This window comes from Rhizobacter sp. P2_H2, assembly GCF_056403375.1.
On record NZ_JBFUFP010000019.1, the window covers coordinates 1 to 24,223 of the forward strand.

The window sequence follows — 24,223 nt, forward strand, 5'->3', positions numbered from 1 at the left end:
GGCGAACAGGGCCGCGGCTTCGCGGTGGTCGCCAGCGAAGTGCGCAGCCTCGCGCAGCGCAGCGCGCAGGCGGCCAAGGAAATCAAGGGCCTGATCGGCGCCAGCGTCGACCGTGTCGAGGCCGGTTCGCGCCTGGTCGCCGATGCCGGCAAGACGATGAGCGAGATCGTCGGCTCGGTGCAGCGTGTCAGCGACATCATCGGCGAGATCACCGCCGCGTCGTCGGAGCAGAGCGATGGCATCGGCCAGGTCAACACCGCAGTCACTCAACTCGACCAGATGACGCAGCAGAACGCTGCGCTGGTCGAGGAATCGGCGGCCGCCGCCGAGAGCCTGCGCGACCAGGCCAAGCGCCTGGCCTCGGTGGTCGCGACCTTCCGACTGGAGGCGGGCGAGAGCCTGGTGGCGCAGCCGGTCGCCGCGCCGGCCTTGCCGCCGGCGAAACCGGCCTTCACGCCCAAGCCGGCCGCCAAGGTTGCCAGCACCGCGCCAGCGGCCAGGCCCGCGACACCCGCCCGCGTCGAATCGAAGCCGGTGGCTGCCACCCTGGCCCCGCGCGCCGAACCGCAACCCGCCGTGGTCGCCAGCAAACCGGCCGCCAGCGCCGCGCCGAGCGACGACTGGGAAACCTTCTGAAATCTCCGGACCGCCTGTCATGAACCTGAACAACCTCARCATCCGCACCAAGCTGATCGGCGGCTTCGGCCTGGTCCTTGCGATCGCGCTCGTGCAAAGCCTGCTGGCGATCGGTCGCCTGGGCCACGTCAACGCGAACGCCGCCGACATCGCCACCAACTGGCTGCCCAGCGTGCGCGCGCTCGGTGAACTGAACAGCGATCTTGCGTCGTACCGCGTGGTGCGCCTGCGCCTCGCGCTGATCGACACCTCTCTCGAGGTCGAGCCGATCGAGGCCTCGCTGAAGAAGGTGGAAGGCAACCTCGAGACCCACCGCGCCGCTTACCAGGCGATGGTCAGCTCGCCGGAAGAGAAGGCCTTGTACGAGCAATTCACGCAGCAGTGGAAGAGCTACCAGGCAATCGGCCCCGAGCTGCTGCGCATGGCCAAGGAAATGGACACCGCCGGCATCAAGAAGCTGTTGAACGGACCGGGCGGCCAGTCGTACACCGATGCCCGTGCGCTGCTCGTCAAGCTGGTCGAGCTGAACAATGCCGGCAGCACCGCGGCGGCCGCCGACGGCCAGAAGACCTATGAATCCTCGCGCACGGCGCTGATCGCCGGGCTGGTCGTGATGACGGCACTCGGCCTCGCGATCGCCTGGTTCGTGTCGGGTGGCCTGGCCCGCGCCGCGGCGCAGGCGGTGGCGGATGCGAACCGCATCGCCGACGGCGACCTGAGCCAGCCGATCAAGGCGACCGGCACCGACGAGATGGGCCAGCTGCTGAAGGCGCTCGGCGACATGCAGGACAAGCTGCGCGGCATCGTCGGTGGCGTGCGCCAGAACGCTGATGGCGTGGCCACTGCGAGCTCGCAGATCGCGCAGGGCAACAACGACCTGAGCAGCCGCACCGAAGAGCAGGCGAGCGCGCTCGAGGAGACGGCCGCGTCGATGGAGCAGCTGTCGAGCACCGTCAAGCAGAACGCCGACAACGCCCGCCAGGCCAACCAGCTGGCGATGAGCGCGTCGAGTGTCGCGGTCTCCGGCGGCGAGGTCGTCAACCGCGTCGTCGACACGATGAAGGGCATCAACGACTCGTCGCGCCGCATCGCCGACATCATCGGCGTGATCGACGGCATCGCGTTCCAGACCAACATCCTGGCGCTGAATGCCGCGGTGGAAGCGGCGCGCGCCGGTGAGCAGGGCCGCGGCTTCGCGGTGGTGGCCAGCGAGGTGCGCAGCCTCGCGCAGCGCAGCGCCGATGCCGCCAAGGAGATCAAGACGCTGATCTCGACCAGCGTCGAGCGCGTCGAGCAGGGCACTGCGCTGGTCGACGAGGCCGGCACGACGATGGCCGAGGTGGTCGCCTCGATCCGCCGCGTGACCGACATCATGGGCGAGATCACGTCGGCGAGCATCGAGCAGTCGTCCGGCGTCAGCCAGGTCGGCGAGGCGGTCACGCAGATGGACCGGGCGACGCAGCAGAACGCGGCGCTGGTCGAGGAAAGCGCGGCGGCGGCGGAAAGCCTGAAGGTGCAGGCTGCGCAACTGCTGGCCGGCGTCGCCGTGTTCAAGCTGTCGACTGCGCATGCTGCCGCACCGGCACCGGCCCCGGTGTTCCAGGCCGCGAAATCGGTGATCGCCGCCGCAGCCCACCCGGCACCGAAGTCGGTAGCCAAGGCCCCGGCCCCGGCGGCCGCCAGGCCCGCGGCTGCGCCCGTCGAGCCGGTGCTCACGGCCGCCCCGGCCCCGCGTCCGGCACTGGCCGCCGCGGCGGCGGGGTCCGACGATTGGGAAACCTTCTGATCCTCGCCTCTTCCCGGCGGGGGACTCGCTGCGCGAGGGCTTCTCTCTTATCCCTGCGGGGGGCTTTGTTCACTGCGTGAGGCTGCTGCCGGGTCTCGCCCCGGCGGGCGAGTCACTTTCATTTGAAGCCCAAATGAAAGTAACCAAAGCAAAGGGCCTCAATACAACACCATACGGTTCGTTCTGGCCCGCTTCGGACAACACGGMCACTTCGGCTAGCCATCCACCTTCATTGGGATTGTTGGCCGTTCTTCTCCACCCAGCTCGCTACGCATCGCCCGGATGGCGCGGTGCCGACCGCCGGTGCAAGACGATGCGACGCGAAGCGAGCGAGTCGAGKGGAGCGGGAGAACAACAATCCCAATGAAGGTGGATGGCTAGCCGAAGTGTCAGTGTTGTCCGCAGCGAGACTGAACGAACCGTATGGTTTTCAAGCGCCTTTGCTTTGGTTACTTTCATTTGGCAAGACAAATGAAAGTGACTCGCCCGCCGGGGCGAGACCCGGCAGCAGCCTCACGCAGTGAACAAGCCCCACGCAGTGGGAAGAGATGCACCGCCAACCGGCCTCTTTTGCGCCGACAGCCGATTGCGCTGGCTCACAGAATCGCGATAGACCGGGTACAGCCCGGCCGCCCGCGTGCCGATAACGGCACCAGCGCATCCGTTTTGTTCGCGGATGCAGTCCCGCCACCGCGCCCCTGGGCGCCCCGACTGCCAAGGATCCCGCATGTCCAAGCACCTGCTCCTGTGCGCCCTGCTGAGCGCCGCCGCCCTGCCCGCCTTCGCGAAGGACGGCAATGCCACCGCCGAAGAAGCCACCGCGATGGTCAAGAAGGGCGTCGCCTTCATCAAGTCCAGCGGCAACGACAAGGCCTACGCCGAGATCAACAACAAGGCCGGCCAGTTCACCGACCGCGACCTCTACCTGGTCGTCTACGGGCTCGACGGCGTCGTCCGCGCCCACGGTGCGAACGAAAAAATGATCGGCAAGAACCTGCTCGAGCTGAAGGACGTGGACGGCAAGCCCTTCGTCAAGGAGCGCGTCGAACTCGCCCAGTCCAAGGGCACGTTCTGGCAGGACTACAAGTTCACCAACCCGGTCAGCAAGAAGATCGAGCCGAAGCGCGCCTACTGCGAGCGGCTCGGCGACGTGGCCGTCTGCGGCGGCATCTACAAGTAAGACGCCCGCACGCCCTGCAGGACGGAAGGCCCGCCATGAAACTCGGACTCAAGCTGCTCGCAGCCCCCGTGCTGACCGCCGTCGTGGTGTTCTCGATGGCCTCGGTGAACACCGCGCTGATGCGCACCGAAGCGACGAAGAACAGCGAGGACTTCCGCAGCGACCTCGAATCCTTCCGCACCATCACCAGCGTGCAGGACCAGCTCGGCCAGATCCACGCCGGCGTCTACCGCACGGTGGCGCTGATCGCGTCGCTGGACGAGCCGAAGATCAAGGCCGCCCGCGAATCGCTGGCCAACCAGCTGAACGGCCTGAAGCGCACGCTCAGCGGCCTCGCCGATGCCGACCGCAGCGATGCGGACCTGGCCGGCGAGATCAAGGCCGCCACCGCGCAGATCGACAAGTACCGCGGCCAGGCCGATTCGGCGATCGACCTGTCGTCGGTCGACCCGAACACCGGCATCGCCGCCATGCAGGGTGCCGACGAGACCTTCGGCACGCTCGCCAAGGGCATGGGCGGCATGGTCGCCCGCATGGACCGGCAGTCGTCGGCATCGATGGATGCCTCGGCAGAACGCTCGCGCCGCACCAGTTTGCTGCTCGGCGCACTCGGCCTGCTGGCGGCCGCCGCGACGGTCGGCGTGGCCTGGCTGATGCAGCGCCGCATCGTCGGCGAGCTGAGCCGCGCCGCCCGCGTTGCCGACGAAGTGGCCGGCGGCAACCTGGCGATCGATGCCCGCAGCGATCGCAGCGATGAGCTCGGCGACCTGATGCACGCGCTCGACCGCATGACGCAGCAACTCAGCCGCTCGCTCGCGACGGTGCTCGAATCGTCGTCGTCGATCGAGAACGCCAGCGCCGAGATCGCGACCGGCAACCAGGACCTGAGCCACCGCACCGAGCAGGCCGCCAGCAACCTGCAGCAGACCGCCTCGTCGATGGACCAGCTGACCGGCACCGTCAAGCAGAGCGCCGACTCGGCCCGCCAGGCCAACCAGCTGGCCTCGTCGGCCGCCGAGGTCGCGGCGCGTGGCGGCTCGGTGGTCTCGCAAGTCGTGACCACGATGAACGAGATCAATGCCAGCTCGAAGAAGATCGCCGACATCATCGGCGTGATCGACGGCATCGCGTTCCAGACCAACATCCTCGCGCTGAACGCCGCGGTCGAAGCAGCCCGCGCCGGCGAACAGGGCCGCGGCTTCGCGGTCGTCGCCAGCGAGGTGCGCAGCCTCGCGCAGCGCAGCGCGCAGGCGGCGAAAGAGATCAAGGCGCTGATCGGCGCCTCGGTCGAGAAAGTCGATTCCGGTTCACGCCTGGTGGCCGACGCCGGCCAGACGATGAACGAGATCGTCGGCTCGGTCCAGCGCGTGACCGACATCATCAGCGAGATCACCGCCGCCGCCGCCGAGCAGAGCGAAGGCATCGGCCAGGTGAACGGATCCGTCACCCAGCTCGACCAGATGACGCAGCAGAACGCGGCACTGGTGGAGGAGTCGGCAGCCGCCGCGGAAAGCCTGAAGGACCAGGCGGCCCGGCTGCGCAGCATCGTCAACAACTTCCAGCTCGCCGGAGAGCGCTCATGAACCTCACCCACCTGATGCGTCAATTCACGATCCGCACCCGCATGATGGGCGCGATCGCCATCGTGCTGGCCCTGCTCGCGCTGGTCGGCGGCGCCGGCCTGACCGGGCTGCTGCGCATGCAGGCCCAGAGCACCGCCTTCATGACCAGCTCGTTCGCCGACACCAACACGCTGGCCGCGTTGCGCACCGCGCTCGGCGAGATGCGCCTGGCCGAGAAGGAAATGATCGTCAACTACGAGAAGCCCGAAGAGGTCACGCGCTTCAGCGGGCAGTGGACGGCGGCACGCGAGCGGGTGATCGCCCAGCTGAAGAAGCTGCAGGATGGCCCGCAGGACGATGGCACCGTGCTGGCCAAGCGCATGGAAACCGAACTCGGCACCTACGCCACCGCGATGGCCCCGGTGATCAAGCAGCTGGAGAACAGCGGCTACGACTCGGCCACGGTGGCGAACCGGGTGATGGGCCGTGCGAAGGAAGCGATCGCTGCCGCCGAGAAATCGGCCGCCGAACTGCAGAAGTCGCTGGGCGCCGAAGGCTCGCAGGCCGAGGCCGAGCGCCAGACGATGACGCGCCAGACCGTCGTGCTGTTCGCGGTGGCGCTGGCCATCGCGATCCTGATCGTCGTGCCGACCACGCTGGTCAACATGCAGAGCATCTGCCGCCCGATGAGCGAGGCGCAGGCGCTGGCCGCGTCGATCGCGCGCGGCGACCTGACCAACCAGATCACCGTGAGCGGCCGCGACGAATCGACGCAGCTGATGCAGGCCTTGTCGAACATGCAGGAGTCGCTGCGCGCGCTGGTCGGCCAGGTGCGCAACTCGACCGACAGCATCTCGACCGCCAGCGCCGAGATCGCGACCGGCAACCAGGACCTGAGCGCCCGCACCGAGCAGACGGCCTCGAACCTGCAGCAGGCCGCGTCGTCGATGGAGCAGWTSACCGGCACYGTCAAGCAGAGCGCCGACTCGGCCCGCCAGGCCAACCAGCTGGCCTCGTCGGCCGCYGARGTCGCGGCACGCGGCGGCTCGGTCGTCTCRCAGGTCGTSACSACGATGGACGAGATCAAYGCCTCGTCGAAGAAGATCAGCGACATCATCGGCGTGATCGACGGCATCGCGTTCCAGACCAACATCCTGGCGCTGAACGCCGCGGTCGAAGCGGCGCGCGCYGGCGAGCAGGGCCGCGGCTTCGCGGTGGTGGCCGGCGAGGTGCGCAGCCTGGCCCAGCGCAGTGCGCAGGCCGCCCGCGAGATCAAGGCGCTGATCGGTGCCTCGGTCGAGAAGGTCGATTCCGGCTCGCGCCTGGTGGCGGATGCCGGCAAGACGATGCACGAGATCGTCGGCTCGGTGCAGCGCGTCAGCGACATCATCGGCGAGATCACCGCCGCGTCGTCGGAGCAGAGCGATGGCATCGGGCAGGTCAACACGGCTGTCACTCAACTCGACCAGATGACGCAACAGAACGCCGCGCTGGTCGAGGAATCGGCGGCCGCGGCCGAGAGCCTGCGCGACCAGGCGCAGCGCCTCGCGTCGGTCGTCGCGACCTTCCGGCTCGACACCCACGGCACCCCTGCGGCGCCCGCGCCCACACCGGCCGCCGTGTCCACACCGAAGCCGGTCGTGGCGGCCAAGCCGGTGAGCGCCCCGGCCGCCAAGGCCAAGGCCCCCGCGCCCGCCACCCCGCTCGTGAAACCGGCCCCGGCCGTGACGAAAGTCGCAGCCGCCGCGCCGAGCCCGGCGCCCGCCCCCGTGGCAGGCCCGGCCTTCGCCACCACCGCCCCCAGCGACGACTGGGAAACCTTCTGACAAAACCTTCCGACCCGCCGATCTGGCCCACCCGCGACGCGCTGATCCACCCTTCAGTTCATCCCGGCGGCGCCGATAGTGACGGCAACGCAGTCTTCCGCACCTGACAGGACCCACCATGGACATGATCCACGAAGCTTCCCACGTGGCCCGGCACGAAGCCGCCCGCGCGGCCACCGCCTCCCAGTCCGGCGGCGAGTTCCTCACCTTCCGCCTGGGCGCCGAGGAATACGGCATCGACATCCTGAAGGTGCAGGAGATCCGCTCCTACGAAGCGCCCACCCGCATCGCCAACGCCCCCGCCTTCATCAAGGGCGTGGTCAACCTGCGCGGCGTCATCGTCCCGATCGTCGACCTGCGCCTGAAGCTCGGYTGCGACTCGAACGACTACAACAGCTTCACCGTCGTCATCGTGCTGAACGTGCGCGGCCGCGTCGTCGGYGCCGTCGTCGACTCGGTCAGCGACGTGCTCGAACTCTCGCGCGACTCCATCAAGCCGGCCCCCGAGATGGCCTCCGCCGTCGACACCAGCTTCATCACCGGCATCTCCAGCGTCAACGACCGCATGCTCATCCTGATGGACATCGAGGAGCTGATGGCCAGCGCCGAGATGGGCCTGATCGACAGCAAGCACTGATGCGGCAGCGCGAGCCATGGCCTTTCTCTCCCGCCTCTCGATCCGCTCGCGCCTCTATTTCGCGACCTGCTTCTCGCTGCTGCTGCTCGGCCTGATCGGCAGCATCGGCTGGGCCGCGCTGCACGGCACGCGCGGCACCGTGCGCACGCTGGTGGCCGACGACTTCGGCATGGCCTCCGACATCAGCGAGCTGCGCACGACGCTCGGCCGGCTGCGCCGCTTCGAGAAGGAGATGATCATCAACTTCAACAACGTCAACGAGGTCACCGACAACAAGGCCTTGTGGACGAAGGCGCATGCCGAGACGCTGGCGCGGCTGGGCGGCCTGGGCAAGCGCCTGGACGCCGAGCCGGCCAAGACGGTCGCCGCGGCGCTGGAACAGTTGAAGCAGTACCACGACGGCATGCTGCCGGTGATCGACCAGCTGGAGCGCGCGACCATCGACGGCGCCGTCGCCGGTGCCTACGCCGGGCAGCTGAAGGACAACATCGAGGCGGTCGAGAAGACGCTGGGCGTGCTGTCCGACGCCTCGCGCGAGCATGTGGCGGCCGGGCAGGCGGCGGTGGAGCAGGCGATCGGCACCCAGTCGGCGCTGCTGGCCGGCGGCGTGCTGCTGGCGCTCGCAGTGCTGTTGCCGCTGACCATGCTGACGGTGCGCAGCATCAACGCCTCGATCGCACATGCGAGCGGGCTGGCCCAGCGCATCGCGCAGGGCGACCTGTCGCAGGCGGTGGAGCCGCGCGGCGACGACGAGATCGGCCGGCTGCTGCACGCGATGGACGGCATGCAGAACGCGTTGCGCACGCTGGTCGCACAGGTCAAGCAATCGACCGACAACATCGCGACGGCGAGCGCCGAGATCGCGACCGGCAACCAGGACCTGAGCCACCGCACCGAGCAGACCGCGAGCAACCTGCAGCAGGCCGCCTCATCGATGGAGCAGCTGACCGGCACCGTCAAGCAGAGCGCCGATTCGGCCCTGCAGGCCAACCAGCTGGCCGCATCGGCCGCGGAAGTGGCGGCGCGCGGCGGCTCGGTCGTCGCCCAGGTCGTCTCGACGATGGACGAGATCAACGCCAGCTCGAAGAAGATCAGCGACATCATCGGCGTGATCGACGGCATCGCGTTCCAGACCAACATCCTCGCGCTCAATGCCGCGGTGGAAGCGGCCCGTGCCGGCGAACAGGGCCGCGGCTTCGCGGTGGTCGCCAGCGAAGTGCGCAGCCTCGCGCAGCGCAGCGCGCAGGCGGCCAAGGAAATCAAGGGCCTGATCGGTGCCAGCGTCGACCGCGTGGACGCCGGCTCGCGCCTGGTGGCCGATGCCGGCAGGACGATGGGCGAGATCGTCGGCTCGGTGCAACGCGTCAGCGACATCATCGGCGAGATCACCGCCGCGTCGTCGGAGCAGCGCGACGGCATCGGCAACGTCAATGCCGCGGTGACGCAGCTCGACCAGATGACGCAGCAGAACTCGGCGCTGGTCGAGGAGAGTGCGGCGGCCGCGGAAAGCCTGAAGGATCAGGCTCGCGTGCTGGCGGACGCGGTGTCGGTGTTCCGGCTCGCCTGAGCCTGCGCAACCGCACCCGGCTCGCGCGGCGCCTGCGTCCGCCTCGCGGAGAATGCAGCCTCCGCAACCGCTGCGTGCCTCGAATGACACTCACCAAGCTCCTCGGCATTCCCCTGCTGATGCTGCCGCTGCTGTCCCATTCCGTTCCCGTCGAGCTGAAGGCCTCGCCCGGCATGTACCTGTCTTGCCCCATCAAGACGCCGAATGCCGGCAACACCGTCACCGGATCGCTCCGCATCCTCACGACCTCGACCCATCCCCAGTGGGTACCGATGGCCGCGATCCTGGTCCTGGATGCTGACGAGCAGGCCTTGTACCGCATCGGCATGAGGGCCGGGTTCGATGCCGGGCAGTTCCTGACGGTCCAGGCCTTCCTCTCCAAGTCCGAGGAGACGACCACCGAACTGCTCGGCACGGTGCCTGCCGACGAGGCCGTGCGGATCCGGACGACGTGGAGCCCCCTCGGCTGGATCCAGGCCAGCGCCGCCGACTCCGGACAGCGGACTCTGTGGTTCAGCCGCAAGCCCGCAAGAGCCTTCGTGATGGTCTCGGGAGCCACCGCGCTCGTGGACCTGGACGACCCCGCGACACTGGACTGCGACGCCAGAACAACGATCGCACCGGACCTGATCGGCTCGTGGCGCGGAACGGACTCGACAGGAGCCAAGGCCCTGCTGCACCTGGACGCCGACGGCTATGCCTCGCTGGAGATGAACGGAGAGACCTGGGGCGGGCACGCCGCGTCCGGGGGCTCGCTGCGCTACCAGGTCGACCAGGGCAAGTCGCCGATGTGGATCGACTTCTTCACCGTGGCTGCCGACGGACGCGAGCTCGGCCGCATGCTGTGGACGATCGAGCGCATCAGCGCCACATCGCTGCGCGTGCGAGCGGGAGCCAAGCCGGACGAGCGCCCCAACCCCCCCGATCCGGCCAGCACGAAGTTCACGGCGACCCTCGAGAAATCGAGCGATCCGTGACCTCGGAACCGCGGTTCACTCCGCCGCGCGGCGCAGCGTCTCGACCACCGGCCGCGACACCACCTCGCGCAGCCCCCACCAGCCGGCCGCCAGCGCCAGCAGCGCACCGGCCACGCTGCCACCGAGCGGCAACCACGGCGACGGGTTCCAGCTGAACTGGAACACGTACTTCGCGAGCGCCCAGCCGACCACGGCCGCCGCCACCGACGCGAGGAAACCCGCCAGCGCGCCCACGCCCAGCAACTCGGCGCGCTGCACCTGGCCGAGCAGCCGCGCGCTCGCGCCCAGCGCGCGCATCACCGCGAACTCGCGGGCGCGCGCCTCGCGCGTCGCGGTGACCGCGGCGAACAGCACCACCAGCCCGGCCGCCAGCGTGAAGCCGAACAAAAATTCGACCGCGCGGATCACCTGGTCGAGCACCTGCTGGACCTGGCTGAGCGAGGCCGACACGTCGACCGCGGTGATGTTCGGGAATTCGCGGCTCAGCGCGTTGTCGAAGCCCGGCGTCGCCGGCGCGCGGAACGCCGTCAGGTAGGTGGCCGGCAGGTCCGGCATCCGCGCGTTCGGGAACATCACGAAGAAGTTCGCGCGCATCGAACCCCAGTCGACCTTGCGCAGGCTGGTGACCTTGCCCTCGGCCGCGATGCCGGCGATGTCGAAGCGCAGCGTGTCGCCGAGCTTCAGGTGCAGCGTCTCGGCGATGCCCTCCTCGACGCTCAGGCCGCCCGCCTCGTCTGGCGTCCAGCGGCCGGCGCTGACGGTGTTGTGATCGGGCAGCTTCGCGTCGTGGCTCAGGTTGAACTCGCGGTCGAGCAAGCGCTTGGCGCGCTCGTCTTGCAGGTCGTCGGCGCTGGTCGCCTTGCCGTTCACCGCGACCAGCCGGCCGCGGATCATCGGGTACCAGTCGTAGCGCGCGACGCCGGAGCTCTTCAGCCGCGCCTGGAAGGCCTCGCCCTGCTCGGGCTGGATGTTGATCACGAAGCGGTTCGGCGCATCCGCCGGCGTCGCGGCGCGCCAGCTGGAGATCAGGTCGGTGCGCAGCAGCACCAGCAGCATCAGCGCCAGCAGCCCGACGCTGAGCGCCGACACCTGCAGCACCGCGAAGGCCGGGCGCGCCGCGATCTGCCGTGTGGCCAGCACCAGCCAGCGCGGCGCGCGCGATTCGGGCACCGCACGGCGCAGCAGCTGCACCGCGATCCACGACAGCAGCGCGAACACCGCGATCGCTGCAGCGAAGCCGCCGACCGCGATCAGCCCGAGCGTCAGGTCGGACGACACCGCGAGCAGCAGCGCCGCGAAGCCGATCGCACCGGCCGCCAGCACCGCGATCGAGGCTGGCTTCAGCGCGCCGACATCGCGGCGGATCACGCGCAGCGGCGGCACCTGGGCCAGCTGCAGCACCGGCGGCAGGCCGAAGCCCATCAGCAGCGTGAAGCCGACGCCGATGCCGAACAGCGCCGGCCAGCCGCTCGCGGCCGGCAACGCGCTGTCGACCAGCCCGGCCAGCAGCCAGACGAACACGTAGTGCACCGCGAAGCCGAGCAGCACGCCGGCCACGCTGGCGAGCACGCCGACGATGCCGAACTCCAGCAAGTACTGCAGCGCGATCGTGCGCTGCGGCTGGCCGAGCACGCGCAGCATCGCGCAGTCGTCGAGGTGCCGGTCGGCGAAGTCGCGCGCCGCGATGCCCACCGCCACCGCCGCCAGCAGCGCCGCCAGCAGCGCGACGAGGTTCAGGAACTTCTGCGCGCGGTCCAGCGTCTGGCGCATCTCGGGGCGGCCGGTCTCCAGCGACTCGACGCGCATGCCGCGCAGCTGGCGGCTCTTCAGCTGGGCCTCGGTCCAGCTGACGAACTCGCGCAGCGCGGCTGCGCGGCCCTCCGGCGCGGCCACGGCCAGGCGGTAGGTGACGCGGCTGGCGGGCTGCACCAGCCCGGTGGCGGGCAGGTCGGCCTCGTTGAGCATCACGCGCGGCGCGAAGCTGATGAAGCCGGCGCCGCGGTCGGGCTCGATCACGATGATCGACGCGATGCGCAGGCTGGCATCGCCGAGCAGCAGCGCATCGCCGACCTTCAGCTGCAGCGCATCGAGCACGCCGGCATCGACCCACACCGTGCCGGCGGCCGGCGCGCTCGCGACCGTGCGCTGCGCACCGCCAGGTGCGTCGGCCAGCGTCAGCTTGCCGCGCAGCGGGTAGCCGCTGGTCACGCTCTTGACGGCCACCAGCCGCGAGGCGCCGCCCTTGTCGTCGGGCGCACGGCCCATGCTCGGGAAGGTGGCCGTCTGCGCGAGCGTGAGCCCGAGGCCGCGTGCACGCTCGGCGATGTCGGCCGGGGCCGGCTGGTCGCTCGCGACGATCGCGTCGCCGCCCAGCATCTGCCGGGCATCGCGCGCGAGGCCGGCATTCAGCCGGTCGGCGAAGAAGCCGACCGCGCTGAGCGCCGCCACCGCCAGCATCACCGCAACCAGCAGCAGCCGCAGCTCGCCGGCGCGGAAGTCGCGCGCGGCCTGCCGCCAGGCGAGGGTCCAGGCCGATGCGGGGCGGGCAGGCGCAGGCGACACGGGAGCAGCGGAATCGGCAGACGTCATCGGGATTTCTTTCGGATCGGGACCGGATCGTCCCATTGGCGCTTGCGTTCGAGCAAGTACTCGACGAAGGCCCGGACTTTCAGCGGGACATGCCGTGCATGCGGGTACAGCAGGTTGTAGGGCCGCGAGCGCCCGCCGAACGGCGCCAGCAGCTCGGTCAGGCGGCCGGCCGCCAGGTCGCCTTCGACGACGAAGCGGTAGGCCTGGAAGACGCCCGCGCCATGGCGGGCCAGCGTCACGCCGGCCAGCACGTCGTCGGCGCAGGTATAGCGGCCGGTGGTGAGCATCTCGACGTCGCGGCCGTCCTCGCGGATCAGCCAGGGGATCGGGCGGCCGTTGCTCGGCAGTTCGAACTGGATGCAGTCGTGGCCGGCCAGGTCCTCCGGTGTCGCCGGCGTGCCGCGGCGCGCCAGGTAGTCCGGCGCGGCGACGATCACCAGCTCGGCGTCTTCCAGGTGCCGGCAGATCAGCGTCGAGTCGTCGGGGGCGCGCACGCGGATCGCGAGGTCGAAAGCCTCGCCGCCGAAGTCGATGTTGCGATTGCTGACGTGCAGCTCGACTTTCACGTCCGGATGGGCCTGCATGAACGCCGGCAGCATCGGCAGCAGCCGGTGGTGGCCGTAGGTGGTGGGCACGCTGATGCGCAGCGTGCCCGAGGCCTGCGCCTGCTGGCCGCCGACCTCGCGCTCGGCATCGACCAGCTGGTCCAGCGCGGCGCGGCAGCGCTCGAAGTAGGAACGCCCGGCATCGGTCAGGCGGATCTGGCGCGTCGTGCGCACGAAGAGCCGCGCGCCCAGCCGCCCTTCGAGCCGGCCGATCGAGCGGCTGACCGCGGCCGGCGTCACGCCCGCGATCGTCGCGGCCGCGGTAAAGCCCTGGTGCTCGGCCGCGAGGCAGAACAGCTCGATGCTGCCCAGCATCACGTCGTCGAACTGCCGTTTCATGTCATCGCACCCAGCGGCCGCATTGATTACACCGTKTAGCGGCAGATGGTAAGCGAACCCCCTTTATCCCCAGGGGCCCGGTTCCTACAGTGAAGCCCTGTCCTTTCCTTCTTGTTCACAGGAGCCCGTTCACCATGAAACACGATCCCAAGACGGCCGTCATCACCGGCGCTTCCAGCGGCATCGGCGCCGCGCTGGTCAAGGCCTACCGCGAGGCCGGCTGGCGCGTGGTCGCCAACTCGCGTTCGATCCGCCCGAGCGACGACCCCGGCATCCTCGCGATCGCCGGCGACATCGCCGACCCGGCGACCGCCGAGCGCATCTTCAGCGAAGGCGTCGACCGCTTCGGCCGCATCGACACGCTGGTCAACAACGCCGGCATCTTCACCGCCAAGCCGTTCACGCAGTTCACCGCGGACGACTGGTCGGCGAACATCGCGATCAACCTCACCGGCTTCTTCCACGTGACGCAGCGCGCGGTGCGGCGGATGGAGGCGCAAGGGTCCGGCCACATCGTGCAGATCACGACCAGCATCGTCGACCAGCCGATCAACGGCGTGCCGGCGGTGCTGGCCTCGATCACCAAGGGCGGGTTGAATGCCGCGACCCGCGCGCTCGCGATCGAGTACGCGTCGCGCGGGATCCGCGTCAACGCGGTCTCGCCCGGCATCATCAAGACGCCGATGCACCCGCCGGAGAACCATGCGGCGCTGAGCGGCCTGCACCCGGTGGGCCGCATGGGCGAGATGAGCGACATCGTCGACGCGGTGCTGTTCCTCGAGAAGTCCTCGTTCGTGACGGGCGAGATCCTGCACGTCGATGGCGGGCAGTCCGCCGGTCACTGGTGAACCGCCATGCCGATCATCCGCATCGAAGTCACCCGTGAAGGCGTCACGCTGCAGCAAAAGAAGCAGTTGATCGCCGAAGCCACCGAGATGATGGTCCGCGTGCTGGGCAAGGACCCGGCGACGACCTTCGTGATCATCGACGAGGTCGAGACCGACAACTGGGGGGTCGCCGGCCGCACCGTCACCGAGCGCCGCAAGGACGAGGCGCAGGCCCGGGGGAAACTGGCCTAGGCCAGCAACCGGGCTGAACCCTGCGTGCAAATCCGACGAACCGTGCGGGGCACGCGGGGTGCTGCAATGGGGGCATGAACACCCTGCCCGCGATCTTCCTGTCCCACGGCTCGCCGATGCTGGCGCTGGAACCCGGCACCACCGGCCCGTTCCTGCAGCGCCTGGGCGCGGCGCTCGACGCCCACCACCCGCGCCCGAAGGCCATCCTCGCGGTGTCGGCGCACAGCCTGGCGCGCGAGCCGGTGCTGCTGGGCGCGGCCACGCACCAGGCGGTGCACGACTTCGGCGGCTTCCCCGACGCGCTGTACCAGCTGCAGTACAGCCCGCCCGGCGCACCGGAACTGGCCACGCAGGTCGAGGCGCGGCTGCGCGCGGCCGGCCTGCCGGTGCACCACAGCGAGGAAGGCGGCCTGGACCACGGCATCTGGAGCATGCTGCGCTTCATGCGCCCGCAGGCCGACATCCCGGTGCTGCCGCTCGCGTGGGTGCCCAACCTGCCGCCGGCGCAGCAGTTCGCGCTCGGCGAACTGCTCGCCTCGCTGGCCGACGAGGGCGTGCTGGTGATGGGCAGCGGCAGCATCACGCACAACCTGCGCCGCATCTTCAGCAACGGCCGGCCGGCGCTCGACGCGGCCGAGATCGCCGAGAGCGCGGGCTTCCGCCGCTGGATGCTCGAGCGCAGCGCCGCCCGCGACTGGGAGGCGCTGTTCGACTACCGCCGTCAGGCGCCCGCGGCAGTCGACATGCACCCGACCGACGAGCACCTGCTGCCGTGGTACGTGGCGGCCGGCGCCGGCGGCCGTGCGCACGCGCCCGAACGGCTGCACGAGGCGGTGACCTACGGGTGCCTGGGGATGGATGCGTATGCGTTCGGGCCCGGGGCCGCGGCGTTGAAGCAGCAACTCGCCGCCTGACGGGCGGCGGACCCTCAGCGCGCGAGTGCGACGACGCCGGAGGCCGGCGCACTCGCCGCGCGCGCGGCAGCCGCCGCGCGGTCGTCGCTGTACTGCTTCGCGAGCGCGGCGACGTCCTGCCCGGTGCGGGCGATCAGCATGCGCGCCGCGCCGATCTCGCCGAACTGGCTCATGTCGAGCACCCACCGGGTCTCGCGCTCGATCTGCGCGCACGACCACTCGGTGCCGGGCGCGGCGGCCATCGGCTTCAGTGCCTGCGACATCGCATCGCGCTCCAGGCGCAGCGCCTGCAGGCGCTCGGCCRGCCAGCCGACGCGCGCCCCGAGGGCCTGGCCGATCGCCATGTCGAGCAGCGTGGTCGAGCGCTTCGACAGCAGCTCGGCGATGTCGGCGCACACCTGCAGGCGGTTGCCGTCGCGCACCGCATTCGCATCGCAGTGCTGCATCAGCGTCTTCAGCCCCGGCATCGCCAGCGCCGACTCGATCGCCTCCGCGCGTGCCATCACCGCGCGGCGCTCGATGGCAGGCGTGCCCGGCGGCAGGTTGCGCAGCGCGAGCGCGCTGACCTGGCCCCAGCGCAGGTCGGCCGTCGTCGCCTTCGACGCCCGGTACAAGGCCTCGTCGACGAGGCCCGTCTCGCCGTGCTGGTCGGCCTCGGAAGCGACCTCCAGCCAGGCGTCGGCATTGTTCGGGTCGAGCGTCGCGAGCTGGCGTGTCGACAGCATCTGGCAGGCACCGCCGGGGCTCGCCCGGCACGCCCGCCACGCGAGCGTGTAGACGGCCGGCGAGCGCGTCGCGACCGCCATCTGCGCGAGCGCATCGCGCTGCGACGCATTGGCGCCGACGCGCGCCTGGCGCTGCAACTCGGATTCCYCGGGTTCGGCCGGCGCGTTGCAATCGGCCCCTTCACAGGCCTGCGGCGCATTCGCATGCGGCGGCCCTTCGTCGCGCTGCAGCAGCAGGCCGGCGGCGCGGGCCAGCTCGTCCGGCTGCTGGGCCAGGGTCGTGACCAGGCGCCGACGGGCCGCGTCGCCGGCCGTCGTGAACAGCGTGCGGTCGAGCGGCTGGCCGCCCTTCGCCTTCACGCGGCCGATGCCGCAGACCTCGATCTCGTCGGCCGCGAGCGGTGTGCTGGCCGCGGCGGCGGCGGCCGATGCCGCGTTGCCGTAGACGGCCGCGAAGCCGTCCATCAACGGCGGGCCGGGCATCGGGAAGGTCTGCGGTGCGGACGCTGCGGCGTCGGCAGCCTCGGCGACGACCGGCTCGACCGGTGGCACCGGGGCTTGCGGCGAGCCTTGCCAGACGAGCGCGAACAGCAGGGCGACCAAGGCCAGGCCCACCGTCGCGCGGACCGCATTGCCGGGCGGCGCGCTCATACACCCCCCTCGGCAATCGCCTCCTTGACGGCCGCGACCTGCCGCCGCGACACCACCAGCCAGTCGTCGACCGGCGCGACACGCACCACCCAGCCTTCGGCCGGCTCGCCGCCATCCTCGCCCGGCAGCGTGCGCCGCTCGAGGGCACGCAGCGCGCGCCGCGCGACCAGCGCGTTGCGGTGGATGCGCAGGAAGCGGTCGCCCAGGCGCTGCTCCAGGTCGGTCAGTGCATCGTCGAGCACATGGGTGTGGGTGGCGGTGCGCAGGGTCACGTACTTCAACTCCGCTTTCAGGTACAGCACTTCGGACACCGGCACGCGCAGCTTGCGGCCGAGGTCGTTCACGAGGATCACCGGTTCGTCGTCGGGCACCGCCGCGGCAGGTGCCGCTCGCGGTGCCAGCCGCTGCACGACGCGCTGCAGCGCCGCCTGCAGGCGCTCGCGGCGCACCGGCTTGGTCAGGTAGTCGGCGGCATCGAGCTCGAAGGCCTGCAGCGCATGCTCGGCGTGTGCGGTGACGAACACGATGGCCGGCGGGTCGCTGCGGCGGCGCAGCTGGGCGGCCAGCTGGCGCCCGTCGGGGCCGGGCATGTGGATGTCGAGCAGCAGCAGGTCGCAGGCGTTCGCGGCCAGCCATTCGAGCGCCTGCTGCGCATTGCCGGCCTCGCCGACCACCTCGGCGCGCGGTTCGACGCAATCGCCGACCAGGCCGCGCAGGCGCAGCCGCGCCAGCGGCTCGTCATCGACCAGCAGCACGCGCAGCGGCGCCAGGGCGGAGGGGGTGTTCATGACAGGCAATTCACAGCGGCACCACGATCTGGACGCGGAACACGTCGCGGTCGAGCTGGGTCTCGAACTGCGCGGCGACGTCGTGCATCAGCTTCAGCCGCTCGCGCACGTTGCGCAGCGCCATGCCGCTGCCGGGGCGCGAGCCGGAACGCGGCACGGTGTTCGCGATGCTGACCACCGCATGCGCCCGCTTGACGCGCGTGCGGATGCGGATCACGCCGCCGTCGGGCGAGGGCTCGACGCCGTGGCGCACCGCGTTCTCGACCAGCGGCTGCAGCAGCAGCGGCGGCACGCGTGCGGCGCCGGCGTCTTCGTCGAGGTCCCAGCTGAGCTGCAGGCGCTCGCCGAAGCGGATCTGCTCGATCGCCAGGTAGCGCTGCGCGAGGGCGATCTCTTCGCTCAGGCTGACCGATTCGTCGGTCGCGCTGAGCGCGACGCGGAACAGCTCGGCCAGGTCCTCGAGCAGGTGCTCGGTGCGGGCCGGATCGAGCCGGGCCAGCGCGATCGCGGTGTTGAGCGTATTGAACAGGAAGTGCGGGCGGATGCGCGACTGCAATTCGGCCAGCCGGGCCGCGGTGTCGGCCGGCAGCCGGGCGCGGGCGCGCAGCGTCAGCCAGTAGAAAAGCGCGGCGGCGAGCGCGGCACCGGCCAGCAGCGGCGCGGCCAGCCGCATCGTGTCCTGCAGGCGGATGTCGACCGCCACCAGCAGCGCCCAGCCGAACGCGCCGCTCAGGCCGCCGATGCAGACCGCGGCGCACCACTGGCCGGCCACCGGCAACCGGGCGAGCGGCCGCTTGAGCAGGCACACCGAGACCAGCCACAGCAGCACCGCCGGCAATGCGACGCCGGTAGCCTGGCCGAGCAGGTTCAGCCAGGCCGACAGCGTGGGCGCCGCGAAGCTGACGCCGATCGCGACGACGGCGTGCACGAAGAACAATGCACGCAGCACGACGCCGACGTGGCAGACGTCGAAGGCCGACACCGGCCCGAGCGGCTGGCGGGCCAGCGGCACCGCGCCGAAGTTGGTGGAATTGAAGATGCTGCTGCCGCGCTGCTCGTCGGGCCGGGTCGACTCGGACCACAGCGGCGCCGGGCGGCTGGGCGTGGGGGCGAAGGCGGAGGTGGTCGCGTGGGGTTCGGGCATGGCGGGGTGGGCCGAATAGAATCCGGGGCTTCCCCCGGTGCCTGCGGCCACCAGTGCATTGTCGCCAACTGGCGCCGCCCGGCAACCGAGCCTACCAAGCGTTACACGACGCCCCGTTCCGAGCGCCCCCGACGATGTCTGCCAATCAACTCGACAAGAAATCCGAAGCCTGGTCGGCCCTGTTCTCCGAGCCGATGAGCGACCTGGTGAAGCGCTACACCTCGAGCGTCGGCTTCGACAAGCGGCTGTGGAAGGCCGACATCGCCGGCAGCCTGGCGCATGCCGAGATGCTGGCGGCGCAGGCGGTGATCGGCGCGCAGGACCTGGCCGACATCCGGCGCGGCATGGCGCAGATCACGCAGGAGATCGAGTCCGGCGCGTTCGAGTGGAAGCTCGACCTGGAAGACGTGCACCTCAACGTCGAGGCGCGGCTCACGCAGCTGGTGGGCGATGCCGGCAAGCGGCTGCACACCGGCCGCTCGCGCAACGACCAGGTGGCGACCGACGTGCGGCTGTGGCTGCGCGACGAGATCGATGCGCTGCTGCCGTTGCTGGCGGGGATGCAGCAGGCGCTGGTGGGCGTGGCGGAGCGGCATGTGGAGACCATCCTGCCGGGCTTCACGCACATGCAGGTGGCGCAGCCGGTGAGCTTTGCGCACCATCTGCTGGCGTACGTGGAGATGTTCGCGCGCGATGCCGAGCGCCTGGCCGACGTGCGCAAGCGGGTGAACGTGCTGCCGCTGGGCGCGGCGGCGCTGGCCGGCACCAGCTACCCGCTGGACCGCGAGCGCGTCGCGAAGACGCTGGGCTTCGACGGCGTGTGCCAGAACAGCCTGGATGCGGTGAGTGATCGCGATTTCGCGATCGAATTCGCGTCGTTCGCGAGCATCACGATGATGCATGTGTCGCGGCTGGCCGAAGAGATCGTGCTGTGGATGAGCCAGAACTTCGGCTTCATCAACCTGGCCGACCGCTACTGCACCGGCTCGTCGATCATGCCGCAGAAGCGCAACCCCGATGTGGCCGAGCTGGCGCGCGGCAAGAGCGGCCGGGTGGTGGGCCACCTGATGGGCCTGCTGACGCTGATGAAGGGCCAGCCGCTGACGTACAACAAGGACAACCAGGAAGACAAGGAGCCGTTGTTCGACGCGGTCGACACGGTGCGCGACACGCTGCGCATCATGGCCGAGATGGTGGCCGGCATCGTCGTGAAGCCCGAGGCGATGGAGCGTGCGGCGCTGAAGGGCTATGCGACGGCGACCGACCTGGCCGACTACCTGGTGAAGAAGGGCCTGCCGTTCCGCGATGCGCACGAGGTGGTGGCGCATGCGGTGAAGTTCGCGCTGAGCGAAGAGCGCGACCTGGGCGACCTGCCGCTGGACGTGCTGCAGGGGTTCCATGCGGCGATCGGCCCGGACGTCTTCGATGTGCTGACGCTGCGCGGCTCGCTGAACGCACGCAACGTGCTGGGCGGCACGGCACCCGACCAGGTGCGGGCGCAGCTGGCACGGCACAAGGTCCGGCTGAAGTGACGCGCCGCCGGGGGATGCGCAGCGCATGGCTGCTGGCGGCGGCCTGCGCGCTGTCGGTGTTCGCGGCGGTGGCGCAGGCCAAGCCCGGGCTGCCGGAGCTGCGCGGCGAGGCGCTGACCCGCTTGCGTGCGACGGCCGCCGCGAAAGAGTCGCTGATCGGGCTTGCACCGTTGCCGCCGGCCAAAGACGCCGCGGCCGAGTACCTGGCCGACCTGTTCCAGGACGAAGGCTTCATCGCGGTCACGCGTGCCTGGCTCGACAGGACGCAGGCCACCAGCAGCGACGGCGTCTACCGCGAATGGGCGCGCTACTACGAAGAGACGATCAGCGCCGGTGTGGCCCTGCTGGACGACGAAGACCTCGCGACCTTGACCCGCAGTGTCCTGCTGCGGTGGCTGGACGGCTCCGGCCAGACGTGCGCGCGGCTGATGGCGGCGACCCGCGTCGAGCAGCTGGACGGCCTGCGGCCGTACACGGAAGCCGAGCTGTCCGGCTACTTCCGCATCCTGAAGCGCGCCTACGTCGGCGCACTGGCCAACGAGAAGCCGCGTCCGTCGGCCACCGAGGAACAGCTGGCGCGGGGGGGCCTGGAGATGTTGATCGCAGTCCCGCAGGAACAGCGTGGGCGGTTGATCGGGCTGGTATCCGGCAACTTTCCGGAGGTCATCACGCCCGAGATCTGCGCCGACCTGCAGGCCATGGTCAAGGCGATCGACAAGGTGCCTGGGGAGGACGGCGCCGCGTTGCGACGCGAATTCAATCTGTCCGTCGTCCGCGGCGCCTTCGACACCGACCCGCCGAAACGCCGGGTGGCTTCGGAAGTCAGCGGCACCTCGGCCAACGGCATGTTCGAACCGGGCCCGATCCAGCTTCACTATCCGCCGACAGCCGCCAAGGCCGGCGTCGAAGGCGAGATCGTCGTGCGGATCTGGGTTGACGGGCAGGGCTACGCGCAGCGCGTGAAGACCATGAAGCACGACTTCAAGCCCGCCGTCGTAACGCTGGAAGACGGCACCGACGTGCCATCGCAGGAGCTGTTCGAACCCCTCGTGATCGCGTACTACCAGTCGGGCCGCTTCCAGCGCCGCTTCAAGGATGGCCAACCGCGGCCTTACACCGCCGAGATTCCGATGAGCTGGAAGCTCGAGTAGCCGCGCCCCTCCTTTGGAGGGGGTTTCCTTTCCGAGGCGAAAACCTAGACTTCCCCGCACTCGAACACGGAGGGAGTCCATGAAGAAGCTCATCGCACTCGCGACCAGCCTGCTGCTGGCCGCCTGTGGAGGCGGCGGTTCGCCTGATTCGTCGCCATCGTCGCCACTGTCGTCACCCACCGCGCTGACCGAACGCGCTGCTGCCGCCGACCCGGCGGCCTCGGCGGCTACGGTGGACCCGCTGGCCCGCGTCAACGCCTACATCGGCACCGGCATCGGGTTTCCGAACCTGCAGGACCGGCCGCCTGAAACCCTGTCGGGCAGCACCTACCCGGGCGCGGCCCTGCCCTTCGGCATGGTGCAGTTCAGCCCCGACACCGGCTACGGCGAGGCCAACGCCCACGGCGGCTACAACTACGCGAAGCCCATCATCCAGGGCTTCAGCCTGGTCCATGCCAGCGGCACCGGCTGCCCGGTGCAGCAGGATGTTTCGATCCTGCCCTTCGCCGGCCCCGTCGGCCCCTCGCCCGCCGCCAACCTTGCCCGCTACCAGATGCCGTTCACGCACGCCGGCGAGCAGATCTCGCCGGGGTTCTACGGCGTGACCGCGAGCAATGGCCAGGGCGCCGAGCTGACGGTGTCGCGCCGCGGCGGCTTCGCGCGCTTCAGTTTCCCGGACAGCGCCATCGCAAGCGTGATCCTCAATGTCGGCCGCAACGCCAGCACCGGGCGCAATGCCCAGCTGCAGCTGGTCGGCGACAACACGATCGAAGGCGTCGTGGAGGGCGCGGGCGTGTGCGGCAACGGCCGCTACACCGTGTACTTCCACGGCCGCTTCGACCGGCCGTTCAGCAGCTTCGGCACCTACCGCGCATCGGCTGTGAGCCCCGGCTCGCGCACCACGGTGCTCGGCCCGCAGACCGGCGGCTGGGTCACGTTCGCCGACAGCACGCCGGTGCAGCTGCGCATCGCGGTGTCGTATGTGAGCGTGGCGAACGCCCGGCTGAACCTGCAGGCCGAGCTGGCCGGCACAGACTTCGACGGCGTGCGCCAGCAGGCCCGGGACACCTGGGGCGAGATGCTCGGGCGCATCCAGGTCGACGGCAACGGCAGGCCTGACGACGAGGTGAAGTTCTACACCGCGCTGTACCACGCGCTGCTGCACCCGACGCTGTTCAGCGACGTCAACAACCAGTACGTCGGCTTCGACAACGTCGTCCGCACGACCAGCGGCTGGGACAAGTACGCCACCTTCTCCGGCTGGGACACCTCGCGCTCGCAGATGCAGCTGGTGGCGTGGCTCGCACCGAAGCAGGGCAGCGACATGGCGCAATCGCTGGTGGTGGATGCGCTGGCCAGCAACGCCGGCTTCCCGCGCTGGCCGATCGCGAACAGCGACAGCTGCATGATGTTCGGCGACCCGGGAGCGGTGATTGTGTCCAGCCTGCATGCCTTCGGCAGCACGGACTTCGACACCGCGGCGGCGCTGGCGGTGATGGAGCGCGGCGCCAGCACGCCCTTCCTGCGCTCGCGCGATTGCGAGACGCGGCCTGGCCTGTCGCAGTACCTGAGCCTGGGCTACATCCCGTACGGGCAGGGCGCGGCGGCCGCCAACACGCTGGAGTACGCGCTGGCCGATGCGGCGATCGGCCAGTTCGCCGGCGCGCTGGGCGATGGTGCCAAGCGGGATCTCTACCTGGCGCGCGGCCAGGCCTGGAAGACGCTGCTCGGGAGTTCGGGCTACATGCAGCCGCGCAACGCGTCGGGCAGCTTCGTGGCGCCGTTCAACCCGGGCCGCAACGACGGCGGCACGTTCGGCTTCGGCAACCCGGCGCAGTACACCTTCATGGTGCCGCAGAACTACCGGGGCCTGATCGACCGGATGGGTGGCAATGGCGTCGCGGTCGCGCGGCTGGACGAGCATTTCCAGCGCCTGAACAGCGGCTCGACCGGGTTGCAGGCCTTCATGTCGCTGGCCAACGAGCAGGGCACGCCGTGGGCCTATGCATTCGCCGGGGCGCCGTGGAAGTCGCAGGCGGTGGTGCGTCGCATCCTGGACGAACAGTATGCGAACCGTCCCGAGGGGCTGATGGGCAGCGACGACCTGGGCTCGCTGTCGGCCTGGTATGTGTGGGGTGCGCTGGGCCTGTACCCCGAGATCCCGGGTGTCGGCGGCTTCGTGCTCGGCAGCCCGCTGTTCCCGCGCACCGTGGTGCGCATGGGCAACGGGCACACGCTGACGATCAATGCGCCGAATGCGGGGACGCTGGGCATCTACATCGCCGACATGGCGATCGACGGCCAGCCGTCCACGCGCACCTGGCTGCCGTTGACGCAACTGGCGGAGGACACGGTGATCGACACGGTGTTGGTGCCGATGCCGATCCCGGCCTGGGGGAGTGCACCGGGGGATGCGCCGCCGTCTTTCGACACTCCATGAGGTTGGTTCACTGCGTGGGGCTGCTGCCGGGTCTCGCCCCGGACGCTGCGCTGTGCGGGCAGGTTTCGCCCTGCCGGGCGAGTCACTTTCATTTG

Annotated in this window: 19 protein-coding genes; 14 read left to right on the plus strand and 5 right to left on the minus strand. The window is 70.1% G+C overall.

Going from position 1 to position 24,223, the window contains the following annotated elements:
• From AC1D15_RS03155 to AC1D15_RS03190, 8 genes are all read left to right on the plus strand, one after another.
• The coding region (locus AC1D15_RS03155; RefSeq protein ID WP_477824887.1) for a methyl-accepting chemotaxis protein at window positions 1-636 on the plus strand (636 nt) is incomplete at its 5' end.
• Window positions 637-655: 19 nt separating this feature from the next.
• Window positions 656-2,422: a methyl-accepting chemotaxis protein gene (locus AC1D15_RS03160; protein ID WP_477824888.1), complete on the plus strand. Its 1,767-nt coding sequence runs from the start codon at window positions 656-658 to the stop codon at window positions 2,420-2,422.
• A gap of 727 nt (window positions 2,423-3,149) precedes the next feature.
• Window positions 3,150-3,602, plus strand: coding sequence for a cache domain-containing protein (locus tag AC1D15_RS03165; RefSeq protein ID WP_477824889.1), 453 nt, complete (start codon window positions 3,150-3,152; stop codon window positions 3,600-3,602).
• A 35-nt stretch (window positions 3,603-3,637) separates the two neighbouring features.
• Entirely contained in the window at window positions 3,638-5,185 is a 1,548-nt protein-coding gene (locus tag AC1D15_RS03170; RefSeq protein WP_465113667.1) for a methyl-accepting chemotaxis protein, read from the plus strand.
• Window positions 5,182-6,990: a methyl-accepting chemotaxis protein gene (locus AC1D15_RS03175; protein ID WP_477824890.1), complete on the plus strand. Its 1,809-nt coding sequence runs from the start codon at window positions 5,182-5,184 to the stop codon at window positions 6,988-6,990. Before AC1D15_RS03170 ends, AC1D15_RS03175 begins: the two co-directional genes overlap by 4 nt.
• Before the next feature lie 118 nt (window positions 6,991-7,108).
• Window positions 7,109-7,627: a chemotaxis protein CheW gene (locus AC1D15_RS03180; RefSeq protein WP_477824891.1), complete on the plus strand. Its 519-nt coding sequence runs from the start codon at window positions 7,109-7,111 to the stop codon at window positions 7,625-7,627.
• A 16-nt stretch (window positions 7,628-7,643) separates the two neighbouring features.
• Window positions 7,644-9,194 carry a methyl-accepting chemotaxis protein gene (locus AC1D15_RS03185; protein WP_477824892.1) on the plus strand — a complete coding sequence of 517 codons (1,551 nt, stop codon included), beginning with the start codon at window positions 7,644-7,646 and terminating at the stop codon, window positions 9,192-9,194.
• Between the two features lie 119 nt (window positions 9,195-9,313).
• Window positions 9,314-10,171, plus strand: a complete 858-nt coding sequence (locus tag AC1D15_RS03190; RefSeq protein WP_477824893.1) for a hypothetical protein — start codon at window positions 9,314-9,316, stop codon at window positions 10,169-10,171.
• A gap of 15 nt (window positions 10,172-10,186) precedes the next feature.
• On the opposite strand, the gene AC1D15_RS03195 is transcribed toward AC1D15_RS03190, so the two are convergent.
• Both AC1D15_RS03195 and AC1D15_RS03200 read right to left on the minus strand, forming a co-directional pair.
• Window positions 10,187-12,760, minus strand: coding sequence for an ABC transporter permease (locus tag AC1D15_RS03195; RefSeq protein WP_477824894.1), 2,574 nt, complete (start codon window positions 12,758-12,760; stop codon window positions 10,187-10,189).
• Window positions 12,757-13,704: a LysR family transcriptional regulator gene (locus AC1D15_RS03200; protein ID WP_477824895.1), complete on the minus strand. Its 948-nt coding sequence runs from the start codon at window positions 13,702-13,704 to the stop codon at window positions 12,757-12,759. Before AC1D15_RS03200 ends, AC1D15_RS03195 begins: the two co-directional genes overlap by 4 nt.
• Before the next feature lie 134 nt (window positions 13,705-13,838).
• On the opposite strand from AC1D15_RS03200, the gene AC1D15_RS03205 reads away from it, so the two are divergent.
• The 3 genes from AC1D15_RS03205 to AC1D15_RS03215 all read left to right on the plus strand — a co-directional run bounded on the left by AC1D15_RS03205 (window position 13,839) and on the right by AC1D15_RS03215 (window position 15,697).
• Window positions 13,839-14,552, plus strand: coding sequence for an SDR family NAD(P)-dependent oxidoreductase (locus AC1D15_RS03205; protein WP_477824896.1), 714 nt, complete (start codon window positions 13,839-13,841; stop codon window positions 14,550-14,552).
• Between the two features lie 6 nt (window positions 14,553-14,558).
• A complete protein-coding gene (locus tag AC1D15_RS03210; RefSeq protein WP_477824897.1) occupies window positions 14,559-14,783 on the plus strand; it encodes a tautomerase family protein in 225 nt (74 codons plus the stop codon).
• Window positions 14,784-14,857: 74 nt separating this feature from the next.
• Entirely contained in the window at window positions 14,858-15,697 is an 840-nt protein-coding gene (locus tag AC1D15_RS03215; protein WP_465113679.1) for a dioxygenase family protein, read from the plus strand.
• Between the two features lie 14 nt (window positions 15,698-15,711).
• On the opposite strand, the gene AC1D15_RS03220 is transcribed toward AC1D15_RS03215, so the two are convergent.
• From AC1D15_RS03220 to AC1D15_RS03230, 3 genes are read right to left on the minus strand one after another with little or no spacing between them, the layout of a single operon-like run.
• Window positions 15,712-17,073 carry a hypothetical protein gene (locus AC1D15_RS03220; protein WP_477824898.1) on the minus strand — a complete coding sequence of 454 codons (1,362 nt, stop codon included), beginning with the start codon at window positions 17,071-17,073 and terminating at the stop codon, window positions 15,712-15,714.
• Window positions 17,070-17,861, minus strand: coding sequence for a LytR/AlgR family response regulator transcription factor (locus AC1D15_RS03225; protein WP_465113681.1), 792 nt, complete (start codon window positions 17,859-17,861; stop codon window positions 17,070-17,072). Before AC1D15_RS03225 ends, AC1D15_RS03220 begins: the two co-directional genes overlap by 4 nt.
• 10 nt (window positions 17,862-17,871) lie before the next feature.
• Window positions 17,872-19,005, minus strand: a complete 1,134-nt coding sequence (locus AC1D15_RS03230; protein ID WP_047510981.1) for a sensor histidine kinase — start codon at window positions 19,003-19,005, stop codon at window positions 17,872-17,874.
• A gap of 134 nt (window positions 19,006-19,139) precedes the next feature.
• On the opposite strand from AC1D15_RS03230, the gene argH reads away from it, so the two are divergent.
• The 3 genes from argH to AC1D15_RS03245 all read left to right on the plus strand — a co-directional run bounded on the left by argH (window position 19,140) and on the right by AC1D15_RS03245 (window position 24,128).
• Window positions 19,140-20,537 (plus strand): argininosuccinate lyase, encoded by a 1,398-nt coding sequence (argH, locus tag AC1D15_RS03235; RefSeq protein ID WP_477824899.1) that lies wholly within the window; start codon window positions 19,140-19,142, stop codon window positions 20,535-20,537.
• Window positions 20,538-20,593: 56 nt separating this feature from the next.
• Window positions 20,594-21,688: an energy transducer TonB gene (locus AC1D15_RS03240; protein ID WP_477824900.1), complete on the plus strand. Its 1,095-nt coding sequence runs from the start codon at window positions 20,594-20,596 to the stop codon at window positions 21,686-21,688.
• 79 nt (window positions 21,689-21,767) lie between these two features.
• Complete coding sequence (locus AC1D15_RS03245; RefSeq protein ID WP_477824901.1) at window positions 21,768-24,128, plus strand: GH92 family glycosyl hydrolase; 2,361 nt, start codon at window positions 21,768-21,770, stop codon at window positions 24,126-24,128.
• The last annotated feature ends 95 nt before the right edge of the window (window positions 24,129-24,223 follow it).